Source organism: Sanguibacter suarezii NBRC 16159 (genome assembly GCF_001552735.1).
In the GTDB taxonomy this organism is placed as follows: domain Bacteria; phylum Actinomycetota; class Actinomycetes; order Actinomycetales; family Cellulomonadaceae; genus Sanguibacter; species Sanguibacter suarezii.
In genome coordinates, this window is sequence record NZ_BCRT01000021.1 from 299,732 (window position 1) to 320,116 (window position 20,385).

Annotated in this window: 20 protein-coding genes; all 20 read right to left on the reverse strand. The window is 70.5% G+C overall.

The features are described 5' to 3' along the window. Positions 1 to 99: 99 nt before the first annotated feature. On the reverse strand, positions 100 to 1,845 hold the full coding sequence (locus SS2_RS17105; protein ID WP_083942283.1) for a methyl-accepting chemotaxis protein: 1,746 nt from the start codon (positions 1,843 to 1,845) through the stop codon (positions 100 to 102). Positions 1,846 to 1,915: 70 nt separating this feature from the next. Next, positions 1,916 to 3,598: a methyl-accepting chemotaxis protein gene (locus SS2_RS14790; RefSeq protein WP_157607366.1), complete on the reverse strand. Its 1,683-nt coding sequence runs from the start codon at positions 3,596 to 3,598 to the stop codon at positions 1,916 to 1,918. Positions 3,599 to 3,703: 105 nt separating this feature from the next. Beyond that, on the reverse strand, positions 3,704 to 4,123 hold the full coding sequence (locus tag SS2_RS14795) for a chemotaxis protein CheW (protein ID WP_066465431.1): 420 nt from the start codon (positions 4,121 to 4,123) through the stop codon (positions 3,704 to 3,706). Next, positions 4,123 to 6,462, reverse strand: a complete 2,340-nt coding sequence (locus SS2_RS14800) for a chemotaxis protein CheA (protein WP_066465436.1) — start codon at positions 6,460 to 6,462, stop codon at positions 4,123 to 4,125. Before SS2_RS14800 ends, SS2_RS14795 begins: the two co-directional genes overlap by 1 nt. 139 nt (positions 6,463 to 6,601) lie before the next feature. Next, positions 6,602 to 6,850, reverse strand: coding sequence for a carbon storage regulator CsrA (gene csrA, locus SS2_RS14805; RefSeq protein ID WP_066465438.1), 249 nt, complete (start codon positions 6,848 to 6,850; stop codon positions 6,602 to 6,604). Between the two features lie 53 nt (positions 6,851 to 6,903). Further along, entirely contained in the window at positions 6,904 to 8,136 is a 1,233-nt protein-coding gene (locus tag SS2_RS14810) for a hypothetical protein (RefSeq protein WP_066465439.1), read from the reverse strand. A gap of 22 nt (positions 8,137 to 8,158) precedes the next feature. Further along, entirely contained in the window at positions 8,159 to 10,216 is a 2,058-nt protein-coding gene (locus SS2_RS14815) for a flagellar biosynthesis protein FlhA (RefSeq protein ID WP_066465440.1), read from the reverse strand. 94 nt (positions 10,217 to 10,310) lie between these two features. Next, positions 10,311 to 11,441, reverse strand: a complete 1,131-nt coding sequence (locus SS2_RS14820) for an EscU/YscU/HrcU family type III secretion system export apparatus switch protein (protein ID WP_066465441.1) — start codon at positions 11,439 to 11,441, stop codon at positions 10,311 to 10,313. Then, complete coding sequence (locus tag SS2_RS14825; protein ID WP_066465442.1) at positions 11,438 to 12,196, reverse strand: flagellar biosynthetic protein FliR; 759 nt, start codon at positions 12,194 to 12,196, stop codon at positions 11,438 to 11,440. The genes SS2_RS14820 and SS2_RS14825 overlap by 4 nt, the downstream gene beginning before the upstream one ends. Before the next feature lie 4 nt (positions 12,197 to 12,200). Further along, positions 12,201 to 12,473 (reverse strand): flagellar biosynthesis protein FliQ, encoded by a 273-nt coding sequence (gene fliQ / locus SS2_RS14830; protein ID WP_066465444.1) that lies wholly within the window; start codon positions 12,471 to 12,473, stop codon positions 12,201 to 12,203. Between the two features lie 7 nt (positions 12,474 to 12,480). After that, a complete protein-coding gene (gene fliP / locus SS2_RS14835) occupies positions 12,481 to 13,398 on the reverse strand; it encodes a flagellar type III secretion system pore protein FliP (RefSeq protein ID WP_066465446.1) in 918 nt (305 codons plus the stop codon). After that, entirely contained in the window at positions 13,395 to 14,012 is a 618-nt protein-coding gene (locus tag SS2_RS14840; RefSeq protein ID WP_066465448.1) for a FliO/MopB family protein, read from the reverse strand. The genes fliP and SS2_RS14840 overlap by 4 nt, the downstream gene beginning before the upstream one ends. Further along, on the reverse strand, positions 14,012 to 14,746 hold the full coding sequence (gene fliN / locus SS2_RS14845) for a flagellar motor switch protein FliN (RefSeq protein WP_066465450.1): 735 nt from the start codon (positions 14,744 to 14,746) through the stop codon (positions 14,012 to 14,014). Before fliN ends, SS2_RS14840 begins: the two co-directional genes overlap by 1 nt. Next, positions 14,746 to 15,678 carry a flagellar motor switch protein FliM gene (locus SS2_RS14850; protein WP_245643615.1) on the reverse strand — a complete coding sequence of 311 codons (933 nt, stop codon included), beginning with the start codon at positions 15,676 to 15,678 and terminating at the stop codon, positions 14,746 to 14,748. The genes fliN and SS2_RS14850 overlap by 1 nt, the downstream gene beginning before the upstream one ends. Positions 15,679 to 15,852: 174 nt before the next feature. Further along, on the reverse strand, positions 15,853 to 16,359 hold the full coding sequence (locus SS2_RS14855) for a flagellar basal body-associated FliL family protein (protein WP_066465454.1): 507 nt from the start codon (positions 16,357 to 16,359) through the stop codon (positions 15,853 to 15,855). A 5-nt stretch (positions 16,360 to 16,364) separates the two neighbouring features. Next, a complete protein-coding gene (locus SS2_RS14860; RefSeq protein ID WP_066465455.1) occupies positions 16,365 to 17,240 on the reverse strand; it encodes a flagellar motor protein MotB in 876 nt (291 codons plus the stop codon). Then, the gene (locus tag SS2_RS14865; protein ID WP_066465456.1) at positions 17,237 to 18,007 is read right to left on the reverse strand and encodes a motility protein A; all 771 of its coding nucleotides are present in this window, start codon (positions 18,005 to 18,007) and stop codon (positions 17,237 to 17,239) included. The genes SS2_RS14860 and SS2_RS14865 overlap by 4 nt, the downstream gene beginning before the upstream one ends. Then, complete coding sequence (locus SS2_RS17110) at positions 18,007 to 18,369, reverse strand: flagellar FlbD family protein (RefSeq protein WP_157607367.1); 363 nt, start codon at positions 18,367 to 18,369, stop codon at positions 18,007 to 18,009. Before SS2_RS17110 ends, SS2_RS14865 begins: the two co-directional genes overlap by 1 nt. A gap of 253 nt (positions 18,370 to 18,622) precedes the next feature. Continuing rightward, the gene (locus SS2_RS14875; protein ID WP_066465457.1) at positions 18,623 to 19,789 is read right to left on the reverse strand and encodes a flagellar hook protein FlgE; all 1,167 of its coding nucleotides are present in this window, start codon (positions 19,787 to 19,789) and stop codon (positions 18,623 to 18,625) included. Positions 19,790 to 19,893: 104 nt separating this feature from the next. Beyond that, on the reverse strand, positions 19,894 to 20,385 hold the full coding sequence (locus SS2_RS14880) for a flagellar hook capping FlgD N-terminal domain-containing protein (RefSeq protein WP_066465458.1): 492 nt from the start codon (positions 20,383 to 20,385) through the stop codon (positions 19,894 to 19,896).

Below are 20,385 nucleotides of genomic sequence, written 5' to 3' on the forward strand. Positions count from 1 at the left end.
CGGCTCAGGTGTGAGGATGTGCCGTCACGCGCCCGGTGTGATCCCGGTCGTCCCGCCCCTCGCCCGCCTGCTGCGGGCTCGGATCAGGACCGTGGTCGGTCAGAACGCGAACTGCGCGACCTGTCCGTCCAGCTCGACCGAGGTGCGCTGCAGGTGCTCCACGCTCACGCCCATCCGGTCGACGATCTCGCTCGACGTCTCTGCGGCCCGGGCGACCCCGGTGATCGTCTCGGCGATGTCTCCTGAGCGGTGTGCGGCCTCTCCCACGCTGCGTGCCATCTCCGCGGTGGTCGCGGTCTGCTCCTCGACGGCGGAGGCGATCGTCACCTGGTACCCGTCCACGGACTCGATGATCCGGGCGATCTCGGCGACGGAGGCCGCAGCGGCAGCCGCCCCGGCCCGGATGGCTTCCACCCGGGCGATGATCTCCTCGGTCGCCTGCCCGGTGGCCCCGGCGAGGTCCTTGACCTCCCCGGCGACGACGGCGAAGCCGCGGCCGGCCTCACCGGCGCGCGCGGCCTCGATGGTTGCGTTGAGCGCGAGCAGGTTCGTCTGGGCCGCGATCTTGGTGATCGCCACGACCACCCCGCCGATCCGCTCGCTCGACTCGCTGAGCTCGGTGATGCTCTGCTGGACGGAGTGGGCCACGGCCGAGGCGCCACGGGCGACGTCGGCGGAGGCATGAGCGTTGGTGGCGATCTCCCGGATGGAGGCCCCCATCTGCTCCGCGCCGGCCGCTGCCGTCTGCGCGCTCGCGCTCACCTCGCCGGCGGCTGTGGCGACGGCGCCGGCCTGGGCGCTCGTCTGCTGCGCCTCCCGGGCCACCGACTCGTTGGCCTGCGACAGGTCAGCCGCAGCCTCCCGCACCGTGGCCGAGGCCGCGGCGACCTTGGTTACCAGGGCGCGCAGGTTGTCCTGTGCGGTGCTCAGCGACTGGGCCAGCACACCGACCTCGTCGCGACCGGTGACCTGCGACCGCGCAGTGAGGTCCCCTTCACCCAGCGAGGTCACTGCGCTCTGCACGTCACGCAACCGGGCACGCACAGACCGAGCCACCAGGGTCGCCAGGATCATCGCTGACAGCGCTCCCACCACCGTGGCTGCAACGATCGTCCAGGTGGAGCGCACGCTCGCGTCGTGGATCTGCGCCGAGCGCTCGGCCACCCTGGCCGAGTGCGCCGCCATCTCCCGTTGGACCGGGTCGACGACGGCCGCGCTCAGCGGCTGGATCGTCGCCTCGACGTAGGCGCCGTAGGCGGTCAGGTCCGCGCCGTAGGACAGCGGGAACAGCCCGGCCCGGGCGGTCGAGTGGTAGTTGCGCAGACCGAAGGCCACCGTGTCCGCGTCCTTGGCCACGATCGAGAACGCCGAGTACCTCGCGATGAGCCCTTCCAGCTCCTCGAGGCTGTCCTTGAGCTCGGTGCGCAGCACCTCACGCTTGGCCTCGTCGGCGACCCCGTACTGGATGATCCGGGCACGGTCCGCCTGGAAGCCCTGCTGGAAGGTGGAGAGCATCTCCATCGGCACGACGTCGTGGTCGTAGAGCTCGGCGGCCTGGCGGTCCACCTGTGCGAGAGATACGGCTCCGGCCAGCCCGGCCAGCACCGCTGCGACGGCCATGACCGAGACCGCCACCATGATCTTCGTGACGATCGACAGATCGGTCCAGCGCCTGCGCCGGCCCGGGGACCCGCTGGGGGCGATCGGCTCCGCGGCGCTGCGCCCTGGGGCGCGCCGACGCAGACCAGTCCACCGCGGGCGACCCGTGCCGCGGCGACGCGGGACGGGCCACCGGCGCCGGGTGGCGAGGGCGGTGGCGGAGAACAGGGACCGTACAGAGCTCATCGTTGACCTCGGTCGTGAGTAGGACGTGCGGGACGCCGGAGGACGTCGCCGCACGGGGGACGTCGCAGGCTCAGTACGTGAAGCTTGAGACCTTGAGGCGCAGCTCGTCGGCGATCGCCGCGAGCTCGCGCACCCGCACGCTCATGTCGAGGACGACACCGTTCGACGTCTCGGCGGTGACCGCGACCCCGGAGATGGTGGCTGCGATCTCGCCGGACCCGGTCGCGGCTTCTCCGACCGACCGCGTCATCTCGTTCGTGGTGGCCGTCTGCTCCTCGACCGCGGAGGCGATCGTCAGCTGGTAGTCGTTGATCGTGGCGATGATGGTCGAGATCTCCGCGATCGCCTCGACCGCCGAGGCGGTGTCCACCTGGATCGCGGCGACGCGGCGTGCGATGTCCTCGGTCGCCTTCGCCGTCTCCTGGGCGAGGTCCTTGACCTCGGAGGCCACGACCGCGAAGCCCTTGCCGGCCTCGCCCGCCCGGGCCGCCTCGATGGTGGCGTTGAGGGCGAGGAGGTTGGTCTGCTCGGCGATCGAGGTGATGACCTTGACCACGTTGCCGATCTCCTGGCTCGACGTGCCGAGCTTGGCAACCGTGAGGTTGGTCGACTCGGCGACGGTGGTCGCGGTCTGGGCGACCTTGGTTGCTTCGTTGGCGTTGGTCGCGATCTCGCGGATGGACGCCCCCATCTCCTCGGCGCCCGCGGCGACGGTCTGGACGTTGCGGGAGACCTGCTCGGCGGCGGCCGCTACGACCCCGATCTGCGCGCTGGACTCCTGTGCGCTCTCGGTCATCTGCTGCGCTCCGGCGGCCATGTCCTGGGCGGAGTCGTTGACGTGCCGCGCCACATCCACCACGCCGGTGAGGGTCAGGCGCAGGTTGGCCCTCGCCTCGTTGAGGTCGGCAGCCATGACACCCATCTCGTCACGCGAGCTGACGGTCGCCGGCACGGTGAGGTCACCGCGCGCCATGGCCTGCAATGACGACTGGACCGCGCGGATCGAGCGACGGATCGACGTCGCCACCACGAGGCCCGCGGCGATGGTCAGGACAGCACTGACCAAGCTCACGAGGAAGATCAGCAGCTGGGTGGACTGGGACGTGCTCTCGGCGTCGTCGGCGAGGGTGCGCATGTGCGCCAAGAACTTCTCGGAGGCTGCGTCCATGTCCGCGACATAGGCGTCGATCAACGGCTGGGACACCTCCTCCTGAACCTTCATGAAGGCTGCAGCGTCGTTCTTGAGCGCGGCGGGCACGATCGTCGCGTCACGGGCGACACGCCACTTCTCGAAGTTTGCGACGAAGTCTCCCAGGAGGGGGTCGTCACCCAGGACTGTCTCGAGGTGAGTGATCGCGGCGTCGGTCTCGGCGTCGTTGAGCGCTTGCTGGTCGAACCACGTGTTGGCCGCGCTCTTGTCGGGGGACGCCGCGATCTGGGCGACGATCATCTGCGCCTTGAGCTGGTTCTGGCGGACGACGTCCATCGGCTGCGAGACCGCTGCCTGAGCATTGGCCAGCGAGGCGGACTCGTCGCTCAAGCTGCTGGTTCCGATGGTAGCGATGGTCGCGACCACCACCAGGACGAGGACGAAGGCAGCGATGAGCGCGCCGATCTGTGCGCGTATCCCGAAGCGGACCGTCGGTCGGACGGGCGAGGGCGCGACGACCGGGGAGGTCGACTCGCCCTCGGCGCCGGTGCGGTCCGGGGCCGGTGACACGACGGGCGGCCGGGTGGGTGCGGAGATGGCCATGAGGATCCTTAGGGTGACTAGGAGTGAGGGCGGCCTGTGGTCAGGCCGCCCTCGGGCACTACGACGTTGTCGTGCGTGGCGTCTCGGTCTCGAGGGGGCGAGGTCTCAGGCGGCGAGGGCCGCGTCGACGTCGAGGGTGAGCAGCAGGCCGGTCTCGAGCTTGTAGGCACCGGTGATGAGCTCGCGCAGGTCCGCGCCGAGGGTGTCCGGCGGGGACTCGAACTGGTCGTCGTCGAGGGTGAGGACCTCGCCGACCTCGTCCACGAGCAGGCTGATGGAGTCGTCGTCGACCTCGACGACGACCATCATCGACACGGCGTCGGGGGCGAGCGGGGCGAGGCCCAGACGCGGGCGCAGGTCGACCGTGAGGACGACCTGGCCGCGGAGGTTGACCAGCCCGGCGATGCCCGCCGGCGCGAGGGGCACGGGGGTGCGGGGGTGGTGCCCCAGGGTCTCGGAGATGCGCATGACCTCGACGCCGTAGAGCGCCTCACCGATGCGGAACGTCACGTACTGGGTCGACATCAGACACCCACCATCTCTGCGCTGCGTGAACCGGCGTGCAGGGCCTCGCCGGTGGTGAGGTCCACGGGGGCCTCGTCGTAGAACCGCGGGTCGACCTGGGCCAGGGCGGCCGGGACGTCGAGGAGCTCGGTGACCCGTCCGGACAGGACGATCGAGCCGAGCAGGCCCCGGTCGTCGACCGTGCTGCGCTCGGCGCCGTCGTCGGAGACGATCTCGACGATCTCGGAGACGACCATCGCGACCGTGCGGCCGCCACGGGTGAACACCACGAGCGGGATCTCCTCGCCTGCGTCGTCGTCGTAGGCGCCCAGCGTCCGGGCCAGGCGGGTGATCGGGACGATCGCGTCGCGGTACTGGATGACCTCGTGGCCACCCACCACCTCCAGGCGGTCGGGGGCGATGAGCTCGAGCCGGGTCACCAGCGCGAGCGGGATCGCCACGCGGCGTCCGGAGCCGATGCCCACCACGAGCAGCTCGGTCACCGGGACCGAGGAGACGGCCCGCCCGGAGGCGGCGTGCTGGTCGACGTCGGCGACCTCGCCGGTGAGGGTGCGGCGGGCGATGGCCTGCACGTCGAGGATGAGTGCGACCTGCCCGTCGCCCATGAGGGTCGCCCCGGCGAAGATGCCGATGGACTTCAGCTGCGCGGCGAGAGGCTTGACGACGATCTCCTCGTTGTTGAGGACCTTGTCCACCACCAGGCCGAAGCGTTGGTTGTCAGCCTGGAGCACGGCGATGACGGCGGACTCCGCCTCACCGCGAGGCTGGCCGAGCACGTCGGAGAGGCGCACGAGCGGCAGCAGCGACCCGCGCAGGCGGTAGACCTCCGCGGTGCCGATGTGCTCGATCGCCTCCTGCGTCTTCTGCGTGTCCAGGGCTACGAGCTCCTGCAGGCTGACCTGAGGGATGGCGTAGATCTCCGCGCCGCTGCGCACGGTGAGCGCCGGCATGATCGCCAGGGTCAGCGGGATCCGCAGGCGCCACGTGGTGCCGCGACCGACCTCGCTCTCCACCTCGACCGCGCCGCCGATCGACTCGATGTTGGACCGCACGACGTCCATCCCGACGCCGCGGCCGGAGACGTTCGTGACCGTCGCCGCAGTCGAGAAGCCGGGCAGGAAGACGAGGTTGAGGAGGTCGCCGGTGGCCATGGCCTCCAGCTGCTCGACCGTCTTGAGCCCTCGTTCGAGCGCCTTGGCGGCGACCCGCTGGGGGTTGATCCCCGCGCCGTCGTCGCGCACCTCGACGATGACCTGGCCACCGGCGTGATAGGCACGCAGGGTGAGCACGCCGGTGGCGGGCTTGCCGGCCGTGACGCGGTCGTCGGGGCCTTCGATGCCGTGGTCGATGGCGTTGCGGACGAGGTGGGTGAGCGGGTCCTTGACGGACTCGAGCAGCGAGCGGTCGAGCTCGGTGTCTCCGCCGACCATGTCCAGGCGCACCTCACGCCCGCAGGACGAGGCGAGGTCGCGCACGATCCGCGGCATCTTCGACCAGATGTGGTCGATGGGCTGCATGCGGGTCTTCATGACCCCTTCCTGCAGCTCGGAGGCGATGAGGCTGAGGCGCTGGGAGGACCGGGTCAGCTCCGGCTCGGCGTCCGAGCCGGCCAGCTGGGCGATCTGGTTGCGCACCAGGACGAGCTCGCCGACCTGGCGCATGAGCGCGTCGAGGAGGTCGACGTCGACGCGGATCGAGGAGTCGGAGGTGCCGCGCGAGACCGATGCTTCGGGGACGTCGGCCGGGGCCGGCGCCGGGAGCGCGAGTGCGGGCACGACCGCGGGAGCGGGTGCCGGAGCCGGAACCGGAGCCGGTGCAGCAACGACGACGACGGGCGAGACGTCGGGCTCGGCGTCTGCACTCACGGACTCCGCAGGCGCGCTGTCCGCAGGCGAGATGTCCGCAGCCGCGGCCTCGGCAGCCGGCTCGGCCACGTCCGTCCCACCGAGGTCCGTCCCGTCGAGGGCGGCCTGGATGACCGCGACGACCGCGTCGACCTCGACGCCGCTCTCCGCGCCGGTGGACTCGATGCGACCGAGCAGGTCGCGGATCGTGTCGACCATGCGCAGCAGCACGTCGGTCGTGTGGTGGTCCATCTGGCGTCGGCCGTCACGCAGCTCGACGAGCAGGCTCTCCCCCACGTGCGCGACCCTCTCGAGGTCGCTGAAGGCGAGGAAACCGCTCGTTCCCTTGATGGTGTGGATCGTGCGGAAGACGCTCGAGAGGAGGTCCCGGGAACCAGGTGCACCCTCCAACGCGACAAGGTCTTGGTCCAGCTGGTCCAAGTTCTCGTAGCTCTCGATCAGGAACTCCCGAACGATGTCGTCAATGTCATCCACTGACGCACTCCCTCCACCTCACGACGGGTGGGACTACCCGTCAGGAGAGCAGATCGGTCGAGGGCGCGCGGATATGAGGAATGCGCGCGCACGAGGGCGCGCCGGAGGGGATGAAGAAATGGGGCTCTGCGGGCCTGGCTCAGGCCAGGTCGGAGCGCGGGGGCGCGGACACGAGCCGGATGAGCTCGTCCTCGGCTGCCGCGTCACCCGTGGTGGCTGCGACGTTCGACTCCTTGACGGCCTCGACCACCTCGGCGCGGTTGACCCGCGTCGAGCGGGGGGCGTCGATGCCGATGCGCACGCCGTCGCCCCGGGAGTCGAGGATCGTGACGACGATGTCGTCGCCGATCAGGATCTGTTCTCCCACGCGTCGACTCAGCACCAGCATGGACCGAGACTACCCCAGGGCGTCCCCCTGCCCGGCGCACGACCGCCCCGGCATCAGTCCCACTGCGGGTCCGACAGGTGCTCGCTGAGTAACGCCGCCCACACCGGTGCCGAGGCGGGCAACGTGTCGATGATGCCGACGGGCGTGTCGAAGTCCAAGATCGCCGCCGGGGCGCTCGTGCTGGCGACTTTGGAGGCGATGATCGCGTCGTAGCGACGGATCTCGCTCGTGGCGGCCATCCACCGGCGCACGTCGAGGACGTTGCGGTCCGCCTCCACGACCGCCCACACCTGGTCCGGGTCGAAGGCGGCAGCGAGCGCGGACGCGATCGCCCAGTCCGAGGCGTCCGTGCCGACCCCGAGCGCGACGACGAGCGGCGACTCCGCCTCGACCGTCGCGGCTCGCAACCGGCGCGCCGAGACGCTCGTGAGCACCCAGGGCCCGTAGCCGGTGTGCGGTGCCAGGCGTCCGGCGAGGGCGATGCCGGAGTCGGTCACCCCCAGCCGGCGTGCCACGACCGCGGCCGCGGCGACCACCGCCTCCCCCTGCCCGGCGACGATGACCACGGCGGCCGGGTCGCGCACCGGTTCGGGGGCGCGGGGGACGTAGGACAGCACCTCCGAGAGCGTGTAGCGCCCCTGGGTGGGCGGCAGCAGGGCGAGGATCCGGCGTGGCACCCCGACCGTCTCGAGCTCCTTGAGCGTGGCGCCGTTGCGCCGCACGACGACGAACTCCGCCGGGGTCACCGTCTTGCCCAGGACCTCCCCGCGCACCACCGGGCCGCTCGACGGCCCACCCGTGCGGAGACCACCGGCTCCGCGACCGTAGCCGCCCGCGTCGCGGGCGCCGGCAGCGTCGGCGGCGGTCGTCTCGTAGGCGAGCTGTCGGACGGAGTCCAGCACCGTGGCGAAGGTGTCCTGCTCGGTCGAGACCTCGCGCTCCACCCCCGCTCCGGCGTCCCCGGGAGCAGGGGTGCGGGCTGCGGCCGCGCCGTGGCGGTCGGCGGCGTCCGCGGCGGCGAGCAGGGCGTCCAGCCCGACCGCGGTCACGGACTCGGCGTCCACACCCGAGGCGGGCGGCGCCGTGGTCGCCGTGGTCGCCGCGGTCGGTGCCGCGGTGAACCGGGGCGCCGCGGGGGTGCGGCCCCCGACCGGGACGTCGTCGGGCACGTCGACGGTGAGCTCGAAGCGTTCCTTGGCGAAGAACCCGCCCACCCCGCCCGAGCGCACCCGCTCCGCCTTGACCACGCGGGCCCGCGGGCCCAGCTCGGCCCGCACGCGGATCATGAGCGCCTCCAGATCGGTGCCCTCAAGCAGCAATCGCCTCGACATCACGAACCACCCCCACAGCCTCGATCGTCACACCGGATCCGGTGACCTCGGAGTAGGACAGCACCGGCGCCTCGCCGTGGTGCATGGCGATGAGCGAGCGCAGGGCCGGGCGCAGCGCCGGGGCGCACACGAGCACACCGGTGCTGCCCTGGTTCTCGATCGTGGTGCGCAGCACCGCGAAGGAGCGCAGCATCCCCTCGAGGCGGTTCGGGTCGAGCAAGATCTGGCTGCCCTGCTCCCCCGGCCGCAGCCCTTCCAGGAGGGCCTGCTCCAGGACCGGGTCCAAGGTCATCACCCGCAGCACACCCTCGCGGGCGTGCTGGGCGGTGAGCGCCGGTGCCAGGGTGCCGCGGGCGGCCTCGACCAGGCCCTCGGCGTCAGTGCTGACCTTGGCGCGCAGGGTGAGCGCCTCGTAGATCCGTCCGAGGTCGCGGATGGGGACCTGCTCGGCGAGCAGCCGCTGCAGCACGCGCTGCACCTCACCGAGGCTGAGCAGGCTCGGCACGAGCTCGTCGACGACGGCTGGGTTGACCTGCTTGACGCCTTCGGTGAGCACGCGCACGTCCTCGCGGCTGAGCAGCCGGTCGGCGTTCTCGGCGATGACGCTGCTCAGGTGGGTGATGAGCACCGAGACGCGGTCGACGACGGTCGCCCCGGTCATCTCGGCGGCGAAGCGCATCTCGGCCGGCACCCACTTGCCGGGCAGGCCGAAGACCGGCTCGTGCACCTCGGTTCCGGGCAGCGACCCGAGGTCGTCGCCGAGGGCGAGGACCCGCCCCGGCGGCACCTCGCCGCGCGCCGCCTCGACCCCGGAGATCCGCAGCACGTAGGTGGCCGAGGGCAGCTCGACGGAGTCGCGGGTACGCACCGGGGGCACGACGATGCCGAGCTCGAGCGCCACCTTGCGCCGCAGCCCACGGATCCGGGCGAGCAGGTCGTCGTCGGACCCGGCGTTGACCAGGTCGACGAGGTCGGGGGCGAGCAAGATCTCCAGGGCAGAGACCCGCATCTCCTCGATGAGCTTCTCGGGGGTGTCGGCCGCGGGGCCGACGGTGGCGATGGCGGCGTCGAGCAGGACGTCCTGGGCCTCCTTGGCCGCCCGGGCCTTGATCTGCTGCGCCGCGAGCAGCAGCATCGCGCCGGTGAGCACGAAGGGCAGCTTGGGCATGCCGGGCAGCAGCCCGAGGGCCAGGGCCGCGCAGCCCGCGATGAGCAGCGACGTGCGGGACTGGCCGAGCTGCTTGCTCGCCGAGGACCCCAGGTCGGACTCCGCGGTGGCGCGGGTGACGATGAGGCCGGTCGAGACGGACATCAGCAGTGCCGGGATCTGGGTGACGAGGCCGTCACCGATGGTCAGCAGCGAGTATGTCTCGATCGACTCGCCGATCTCCATGCCGCGCTGCAGCAGGCCGATCGCGATACCGCCGACGAGGTTGATGAGCGTGATGATGATGCCGGCGATGGCATCACCCTTGACGAACTTGGACCCACCGTCCATCGCTCCGTAGAAGTCCGCCTCGGCGGCGACGTCGGCGCGCCGTTGGCGGGCCTGGTCCTCGGTGATCAGGCCGGAGTTGAGGTCCGCGTCGATGGCCATCTGCTTGCCGGGCATGGCGTCGAGGGTGAAGCGCGCTCCGACCTCGGCCACGCGGCCGGCGCCGTTGGTGATGACGACGAACTGGATGACCACGAGGATGAGGAAGATCACCAGGCCGATGATGAGCGAGCCGCCCACGACGAAGTGGCCGAAGGCGTCGATGACCTCCCCGGCGTAGCCGTCGCGCAGCACGAGCCGGGTCGAGGCCACGTTGAGCCCCAGCCGGAACAGCGTGGCGATGAGCAGCAGCGAGGGGAACACCGAGAAGTCGAGGGGGCGCTGCACGTACATCGTGGTGAGCAGGATGACGAGGGCCCCGACGATGTTGACCACGATGAGGATGTCGAGGAGCCACGCCGGCAGCGGGACCACCAGGAGCATGACGATCCCGACGACGCCGACCGGCACCGCCAGCTTGCCTAGGTCGCGAGCCTTCATGCTCGGGCCTCCTTCAGGGAGCGGGGGGTCAGGGTCGGTCGCGGCGGCGCGTGGCCCGCGCGGTGGGCGCGGGCGGCGCGGTGCGGGGTGGGGATCATGCGGCGACCTTCGGTTCGGGCGGGGTGGGGACAAGGGTGGGGGTAGCCATGGTGCGGATGCCGTCGGTGGCCCCGCCGCGACGCTTGAGCGCCATGACGAAGGCCAGCACCTGGGCGACGGCGGTGTAGAGGTCGGCGGGGATCTCCTGGCCCAGCTCGCAGGCCCCGTGCAGGGCCCGGGCCAGGGGGATGTCGGAGATCATCGGCACCCGGGACTCGGCGGCCTTCTCTCGGATGCGGGTGGCCACGTGCCCGGCGCCCTTGGCCACCACGCGCGGTGCGCCGGTCCCGGGCTCGTACTTGATGGCCACCGCGACGTGGGTCGGGTTGACCAGCACGACGTCGGCGTCGGCCACCGCGGAGATCATCCGGTTGCGGCTCATCGACAGCTGCTTGGACCGGATCGCGCCCTTGAGCTGGGGATCGCCCTCGGAGGACTTGTTCTCCTGCTTGATCTCGTAGCGCGACATTCGCGTCTTCTTGCGGTTGCGGCGCATGATGACGATGATGTCCGCGATCGCGAGGGCGATGCCCGCCGCGATCGCGCTCCACAGCAGGGTGGCGATGCCGCCGCCGGCCGCGGAGAGGAGCGACGCGACCGACAGTCCGCCGGCGGTGAGCAGCACCGGCATGAGGTTCTGGATGGCGAGGTAGAGCACCCCGCCCACGACCGCGGTCTTGGCCAGCGCCTTGACGCCCTGCCACAGCGCCTGGCCGCCGAAGGTGTTCTTGATCCCCTTGGCGATGTTGAACTGGGTGAACCGCGGCTTGAGCTTCTTGGTGGAGATGTGGAAGCCGCCCTGGGCGCCGTTGGCGATGATCGCGGCGAGCACGACGACGACGAGCATCGGCGTCAGGGACCGCAGGATCGTGTCCAGGCCGTCCCCGAGCAGGTCGACGAGGACGAGCGGATCGGGGTTGGCGATGACGTCGCGGACCTGGATGAGCTGGCTGGAGGCGGCCTCGCTGGCGTTGGAGAGGACGGTCGGCAGCATGACGGCCGCCGCACCGATGCCCAGCCACGAGCTGAGGTCCTGGGACTTCTGGAGGGAGCCGTCCTTGCGGACCTCCTTCATCCGCTTCGGTGTGGCCTTCTCGCTCTTCTCTCCGGAGTCGCCGCCGCTCATGAGGTCACCCCCACGATGGTTGACAAGGACGTCCCGGTCAGGGACTTCACGATCCTGGGCAGCGCCAGGAAGGTCAGCGAGGACAAGGTGAGGGTGAGCAAGATCTTCAGCGGGAAGCCGAGGGCGAAGGCGTTGAGCGCGGGGGCGACCCGGGTGAGCAGGCCCAGCCCGACGTCGGCCAGGAAGAGCACGACGACGATGGGCCCGGCGATCTGCAGGGCTGCCAGGAACATCCCGGTGAGGCCTTCGGTGACGGCCGTGCCCATCCGGGCGAGGTCGAGGGTGGCACCCAGGGGCATCGCGTCGAAGGTCCGCACCAGGCCCAGGATGACGAGCTGGTACCCGTCCGAGGCGAAGAGCAGCACGATCGCGGTGAGCTGGTAGAGACGGGCGAACTGCGCGCCGTTGACCTGGGTCATCGGGTCGAAGCCCTGGGAGAGGGAGAAGCCGCCCATGAGGTCGATGAGCGCGCCCGCGGACTGCACGGCGGAGAAGACGAGGGAGACGAGGAAGCCGAGGGCCGCGCCGATGACGACCTGCTGGACGAGGGAGCCCATGTACGCGGCGGTGTCCGCCGCAGCCGGGGCGCTGACCCGTGGGGAGACCGCCAGAGCCAGGCCCATCGCGAGCATGACGCGGACCGTGGAGGGGATGCCCTTGTGCGCGAACGGCGGGGCGATCACCAGGAAGGCGATCATCCGCACGCTCACGAGCATGAGTGACTCCAGGGTGGCCAGCGACAGGCTCAGCGTCATGAGGTCAGCCGCCCAGCAGGCCGGGGATGCGCGCGAAGAGCTCGTGGGTGAAGGCCACCATCTCCGAGATCATCCAGTGCCCGGAGACGAGCAGGGCCAGGGAGACGGCGATGGCCTTGGGCACGAAGCTCAAGGTCACCTCCTGCACCTGGGTGATCGACTGCAGCAGGGAGACGGCGAAGCCGACGACGAGGGCGGTGATGAGGATCGGAGCGCACAGCTTGGCCGCGATGATCAGGCCCTGCACGCCGAGGTCGAGAACTGCTGAGGTGTCCACGGCGGGCCTATCCGTAGCTTCCGACGAGGGCGGTGACGATGAGGCCCCACCCGTCGATGAGGACGAAGAGCAGGAGCTTGAAGGGCAGCGAGATCATCACCGGCGGCAGCATCATCATGCCCATGGACATGAGCGAGGCGGAGACGACGAGGTCGATGACGAGGAAGGGGATGAAGATGACGAAGCCGATGATGAAGGCCGCCCGGAGCTCGGAGAGCATGAAGGACGGGATGAGGGTGAGCATCGGCACCGACGCGGCGTCGGCCGGGTTGGCCTGCTCTGCCGCGCGGGTGATGAGGGCGATGTCCTCCTCCCGGGTCTGGCCGAGCATGAACTCGCGCAGCGGACCCGAGCCGGCGTCCAGGGCGGCGGCGAAGTCGAGGCCGCCGTTCAGGTAGGGCTGCACGCCCAGCTCGTTCACGCTGGAGAGCACCGGGGCCATGATGAACAGGGAGAGGAAGAGCGCGAGGCCGGCGAGGACCTGGTTGGGCGGGACACCGGTGAGCCCGAGGGCGTTGCGGGTCAGGGCGAGCACGACGAAGATCTTGGTGAAGCTCGTCATCATGAGCAGCAGCGAGGGCACCACTGACAGCAGCGTGATGCCCAGCAGCACCACGATCGAGCTGGACGGCTTGGCGTTCTCACCGTTGAGGTTGATGGAGACGACGCCGGTCTCCTCGACCGGGGCGACGGGGTCCACCGGGTCGATGGGGTCGCCCGGGGCGGCGGGCAGCACCGCGGCGATGCTCGAAGCCGTTGCGGCGACGCTCGACGGGGCCGCAGCGACGCCGGCAGGGGCCGCGTACGCCGTGCCGGAGACGCTCATCCCAGCCACGACCGCGGCCAGTGCCAGGACGGCGAGCAGGAGGAGCCGTGCCGTCCGCCCGATGCTGACGCTCGGCCGGACGGGGCAGGTGGGGCTCACGAGGTGGGTCCGGTGCGCAGGGCGGCGCGGGCCTGGCGCCAGGTCGCCGGCGACAGGATCGAGCCGTTGACGCTGCGCGGGGCGGCGGTGGCCGCCGCGAACACCTCGTCGAAGTCGGGGACCACGAGGGCGGGCACCGGTTCGGTCGCAGGCGCGCCGGACGCGGTCGACGTGCTGGGAGTGCTGGGCGCGGTCGACGCCGGAGCACGCTTCTCGATCGTCATGGGGGCGAGCGCAGCGGCGTCGGCAGTCTGCTCGGCAGCTGCCTCGACCAGGGCCGGTGCCTCGACCGTCGTGAGCAGCGAGATCCCCGCCTCGCTCACGCCGAGCACAAGACGCTGCCCGCCGACGTCCACCACGGCGACGCTCGCCTTGGGGCCGATCGCCTGGCGGCCCACGACCGCCACGACCGGCGCCGGGCGCTCGGCGCGGCGTCGTCCCCGGGCCGGGGCGCGTCCGACGACGCCGCCGGCCTTGCGCACCCAGCCGGCGAGCATGCCGTCCCCGCCGCGTCCGCTCGTCGAGTCGTCGAGTCGACGGCCCGCGTACCAGATGAGGCCGAGGACGACTGCGAGCGACAGGATCGTGCGGACGGCGAGGACGAGAGTGTCCATCAGGCGAAGGCCTCCGCCTGGTCGACGATCTCGGTGATCCGCAGGCCGTAGTCCTCGTCGATGACGACGACCTCGCCGCGGGCGATGAGCCGTCCGTTGACCATGAGGTCCGCGGGGCTGCCGGCGACGCGGTCGAGCTCGATGACGGTGCCGGGGACGAGCTCGAGCACCTGACGCACGGGCAGCTTGGCGCGGCCGATCTCGGCGGTGAGGGTCATCTCCACGTCGTAGAGCAGGCGCAGGTTGTCCCCGGCCGTTCCCACGCGCGCTGTCGGAGCGGTGGCCGGTGCCACGTTCTGGTCGGCGCGCAGGCGCAGCCCGAACCAGCCACGCACCTGGCCGACGGCCTCGAGGGAGAACACGTGCACGTCGTCGGCCCCGAAGGCGCTCCCGGCGTCACGGATGTGCGCCTCCCCGAGCACGCCCTCGCCGAGGGTGGCCGCAGCGGACTCCAGCGCGGGACGCAGCGCGTCCGCGACCGAGACGAGCGCACCCGCGCCGGCGCCGGACAGCGCCTCCTCGATGGCGGACTTGGCGACGACGACGAGGTCGGCGCTGCGCGTGCCGACGAGCGAGGCGGTCACGCTCACCTCGTCGGGTGAGGGGCCGTAGCCGGGCTGCTGCGCGACGGCGGTGAGCGGCACGTCGGAGGGGACCAGCAGCGCGAGCGCGTCGGCCGCGGCCTGGGTGAGGCGGGCGGTCTCGGGGGTGCGCCCCGTGTCAGTGGTGTTCATCAGTCTGTCTCCTCAGCGTCCACGATCTTGCAGGCCAGTTGTCGTCCGTTGTTCCCGGCGACCCCGTGGGCCAGGACGAGGTCGCCCACCACCACGTCGAGGGGGCGGGAGACGGGGTGGTTCAGGTGGATGACCTCACCGACGGTGAGGTTGACGACGTCGCGCGGGTGAACGACGAGCGGGCGCATGCGCACCCCGACGTCGACCGGCACCGTGTGCATCGTGTGGTGCAGGCGCTCGCTGGAGGTCGCGTGCTCGGCGATCTCCTCCTTGGAGCGCACCACCACGCCTTCCCCCGCGCGCATCGGCGCGAGCAGCACGTCCGCGGGCACCATGAGCGTGGCTGACGTCGCCCGCTCCGCGATGACCAGCGTGAACGTCGCCACGATGACCGCGTCGGAGGCCGGGACGGCCTGCACGAACTGCGGGTTGTACTGGATGGAACGCACACGCACGTCGAGGGGGACGACGGCGGCGAAGGCGTAGCGCAGGTCGGCGAGCGCACCGGAGAGCATGTCGGTGATGAGCGTCGTCTCGATCTCGGTGAGCTCGCGCGGCTTCTCCTCGCGGACGAGGCCCGGGCCGCCCAGCACGTAGTCGACCCACAGCATCGCGGTGTCGCTGGGGAACTGGAGCACCGCCGTCGAGCGGGTCTGCTCGACGCCGCACATCACCATCGTGGTGTGCACCGGCAACCGGCGGACGTACTCGTCGTAGGAGACCATCTCGACGCCGTCGAGCGACACCCCGACCATGACCCGCAGGCGGGAGGTGAGCTGGGTGCCCCACTGGCGGGCAAAGGTCTCGAAGGACATCTCGAAGGCCCGGCCGTGCTCGCGGGCGAGGGTCATCGGGCGGCGGAAGTCGTAGGCCTCCGGCTGAGCTGGGCGTTGTCGGCGCGTCGCAGTGCGCGCTGTGTCCTGAACCGTCACGAAGGCCACCATCGGCACGTGCAGTGCGGGTATGAGGAAAAGCACGACGGACGTGCTCTCCACCCCTGACGAGGAGTCGCCGCGTCCGAGAAGGGACGGGCGGACGGTCGTCAGGTCATGCGGCGCCCTCCATGGCGCCCCGGCTCACCGGCATCCGTGCCGGTCACTGATCACTCACTGAGTGACGTAGTCGGTCAGGTAGACGCCCATCACCTCGCCGTCGTACAGCTCGGCCAGCTCGTCGGCGAGCTCGATCTTGAGCATCGCCCGGGTGGCGGGGTCGGAGACCTCTTCGACCGTGCGGCCGGAGAAGAGAGCGATGGCCGCGTCGCGTGCCTTGGCGGCGTCGACCTCGAGCGCCTCGGTGGTCAGCTGCAGGCCGAGGCCCAGGCGCAGGTAGTGCCCCTGAGCGAGGTTGATGCTCATCGCCTCGACGGCGAGCACCGCACCGGGCTCCGGAGCCGGCTCGGCGGCCTCGGTGTCCTTGGGGGCGAAGACGAGGAAGTAGGCGGCCGCCGCGATCGCGACGACCAGCACCATGACAATGATCAGCAGCTTCTTGCTCTTGCGGGCTTTCGGCTCGTCGCCCTTGCCTGCCGCGGCGGGCTCGGTGGGCGCGGCACCGGAACGGGCGCCGATCGGCTTGCGGGGGGCGTTCATCACGCGCTGTTCGATGGGCATCCTGCTCAACCCTCCTCAAGGGTAGGAATCAACGGGAGCAGCTCCCGGATACGTTCTGGTTCGTCGCTCAGCACGACGAGGTCGACCCGGCGGTTGCCGGCGAGCCCCTCGGGAGTCTCGTTGGGCAGGAGGGGGCGGGCCTCCCCGAACCCGACTGCGGCGGCGCGGCTGCCGGGCAGCCCGCCGTTCTCCACCAGCCGGCGCAGCACCTGCGTCGCGCGGTCGGAGGAGAGCTCCCAGTTGGTCAGGTAGCGCGAGGTGGTGGGTACCGAGTTGGCGTGGCCTTCGACCGAGATCTCGTTCGGCAGGACGGTGAGGTACGGGGCGACCGTGTCGATGACGATCTGCGACGTCTCGGTCAGCACCGCGCTCTCAGCGGCGAAGAACACCTCGTCGGTGACCATCCCGATGATCAGGCCGCGCTCGTTGATGCGGAACTGCAACGCCCCGTCGAGGCCGCGCTCGGCCAGTGCCGCCTCGATGCGCTCGGCGAGCGCCTCCATGTCCGCGTACTCCGCGCGTGCCGCGGCGAGGTCTGCCGCCGCGACGGACTCACCCGAGCCGTTCTCCGTGCCGGTCTGGTGCGCCGCACCGGCCAGGGTGGGCACGATCCCGTCGATCGTGGGGGCCACGACCTGGGAGCTCGTGTCGTTCATGAGGCCGGCGCCGTCGGTGAGGATCGAGACCTGCGGTGCGCCGAAGCCCGCGGCCAGGGAGGTGCGCAGCTCGTTGAACTTGTCCACGTCGACCTGGCTCATCGCATAGAGCACGATGAACAGCGCGACGAGGACGGTCATCATGTCGGAGTAGCTGACGAGCCAGCGTTCCTTGTCATCGTGCTCCTCCTCGACCTCGCGCTTGCGACGTCTGGGGGCACTCACGCTGCGGCCTTGAGCCGGAGCTCTCCCGCCGGCACGAGGGACCGCAGCCGCTCCCCGACCAGGCGCGGGTTGGCGCCGGACTGGACCGCGAGCAGACCTTCCAGGACCAGCTCCATCTGGGCGCACTCCAGGTCGGAGAGCCGCTTGAGCCGGTTGCCGATGGGGAACCACATGACGTTGGCGGAGGCGATGCCCCACAGGGTCGCGACGAAGGCCGCGGCGATCATGTGCCCCAGCTCGGACGGTTCGGCGAGGTTCTCGAGCACGTGGACGAGGGAGACCACGGTGCCGACGATGCCGATCGTCGGGGCGTAGCCGCCCATGTCGTTGAAGAACTTGTACGACGTCTTGTCCGACTGCCGCTTGGAGTGGATCTGGTCCTCGAGGATGGTGCGCAGGTCCTCGGGGTCGGTCCCGTCGATCGCGGAGCGCAGGCCGGACTTGAGGAACTCGTCGTCGATGTCGCGTGCGGCGTCCTCGAGGGCGAGCAGCCCTTCGCGGCGCGCGCGCTCAGCCAGGGAGACGATCGTGGCGATCGAGTCGTCCGGGGAGGTGGGCTTGCGGGTGAATGCGCCCGGCATGGCCTTGAGCGCGCCGACGGCGTCGCGCAGCGTGCCACCGGCGAGGGTGGCACCGAAGGTCGCGACGAAGACGAGGATCATCGGTGCGGGGAGCAGCACCGACGTGGGGCTGGCGCCCTCGATGAAGATGGCGGTGATGATCGCGCCGAAGGCGACGACCAGGCCGATCAGGGTTGCCGGATCCACTATGCGTCCTCCTTGGGGGCTGCCGTGACCAGGGACAGCTCCGGCTGGCGGTCACGACGCGATGCCGTGTCCTGTGCGGGTGCCTCGTCAGGGTCTGCGGGCAGGCTCGGAGCGCTGCGCAGGTCGGGACGGCCGTCGGCGCGGGCTGAGTCTGCTGACTCGCGCTGGATGTCCTGAGCGCGAGCGATCATCCGGGAACGGTGCTCGTTGACGAGCTCGATCACCTGGTACATCGACTCCTGGACGATGTACTTGGTGCCGTCGACCAACGTCAAGATCGTGTCGGGCGCGCTGTCGATGCGCTGCACGAGGTCAGGGTTGACCGCGAAGGGTGGGCCGTTGAGGCGCGTCACGACTATCACTTGTACATCCGTCCGTGGATACTTCTCCGGCCCGTCCATGAACCGTCTGCCTACCCTTCGGCTGTCGACGCGCTCATATGAGAACTTCCCCGCCCCTCGCTCCCCCACCCCCCAAACCCGTGAACACCCCCGCCGAACTCGTGAGCCAGGCCGGTTCCGCGGGGGGCGGACGGGCCTGGCGCACGAGTTCGGCGGAGTGACTGCGCCGGGGGGGTGGGGTCAGGGTGGGTCAGAGGGAGGGTCAGAGGGTGGGTCAGCGCTTGAGGTTGACGAGCTCCTGAAGGAGCTCGTCGGAGGTGGTGATGACGCGGGAGTTCGCCTGGAAACCGCGCTGGGCGATGATGAGGTTGGTGAACTCCGAGGACAGGTCCACGTTGGACATCTCCAGCGCGCCGCCGACCAGCGCACCGCGCCCACCGGCCCCTGCCGTCCCGATCTGCGGGTCGCCGGAGTTGACCGAGGTCGTGTAGAGCGAACCACCGGCCTTCTCCAGGCCGACCGGGTTGGCGAAGGTGCTCAGCGCGATCCGGCCCACGGCAGACTTCATGCCGTTGGAGAAGGCCCCGATGATCGTGCCGTCCGGGTTGATGGTGAAGGACTGCAGCGAGCCGGCGGCCTGGCCGTCCTTGGTGGCCACCTCGACCGTGGAGAGCTTGGCGAAGCCGGTCACGGTGGACAGGTCCACGGTGACTCCACCGATGGCCACGGACGTGGTGCCGGTCATGACGCCGGCCGCGTCGAAGGTGACGGGCTGGGTGGCCCCGCCGCCGGAGGGGGTCATGTCCCAGCCGGTCGCGGTCTTGGCGAAGGTCAGCGAGATGGTCTGGGAGTTGCCGAGGTTGTCGAAGACCTCGACGTCGCGGTTGAGGACTGTCCCCAGGGCCGCGTCGGAGGGCAGGTTGCCGTCGAAGGTGACGGTGGTGGTGGCCTGGGCGGGGTTGAGTGCGGTGACCGGCAGGCGCAGGTCGGTCAGCGGACCGTTGGGGTCCACCACACCGTTGACCGCGGCCCAGCCCTGGACCAGCGCACCTTCACCGGTCACGAGGTTGCCGTTGGCGTCGAAGTCGAAGGCACCGGACCGCGTGAAGAAGTCCTGACCGTTCTTGCTCACGACGAAGAACCCGTCACCGGAGATCATCATGTCGGTGCTGCGGTTGGTCACCTGAGCGGCGCCCTGCTGGAAGTTCGTCGTGATGCCGGCGACCTGCACGCCGAGTCCGACCTGCGCCGGGTTGGTGCCACCGACCCCGCCCTGTGCGCCACCGGCGTTGGTGAGCACCTGGGACAGGGTGTCCTTGAACTGGATCTGGGAGGCCTTGAAGCCCGTGGTGTTGACGTTGGCGATGTTGTTGCCGGTGACGTCGAGCATGGTCTGGTGGGCGCGGAGGCCGGAGATGCCGGAGAACAGTGAGCGGAGCATGTGGAGGGTCCCTTCAGGTGGAGCAGGCGGTGGTGCGCTGAGTGGTGCGGTGCTGTGCGTGCGGTGCTGTGCGAGCTGAGCTGAGCTGAGCTGAGGCGCGGCGGTCAGGCCGGGTCGGCGTCGGGATCGACGGGGGCGACGTCGCCGGGCGCGCCGGCCGGGCGCACGGAGGCGACCGCGTCGAGGGTGATCTCCTTGCCACCCACGGTGACCAGGGGCACGGAGTACTTGTAGGAGACCGATGTCGCGATCCCCTCGACCGTTGCACCGCCCTCACCGATGTAGCTGACCTGCTTGCCGATGAGGCTCGAGGCGGTGTCACGCATCTGCAGCGCGAAGCTCTCGCCCATGGTGGTGTTGAGGGAGGTGAGCTGTTCCATGCTGGCCAGCTGGGTGGTCTGGGCCATCATCTCGTTGGTGTCCATCGGAGAACTGGGGTCCTGGTACTTGAGCTGGGCGACGAGCAGCGTCAGGAAGGTCTCGGAGTCGAGGGACTTCTTGGCGTTGCTGATCCCCGCCGAGCCGGTGTACAGCCCGGTCGCGTTCTTGGTCGACGTCGTGTCGACCGGCGTGGTCATCGTGGTGTCGATGGGCAT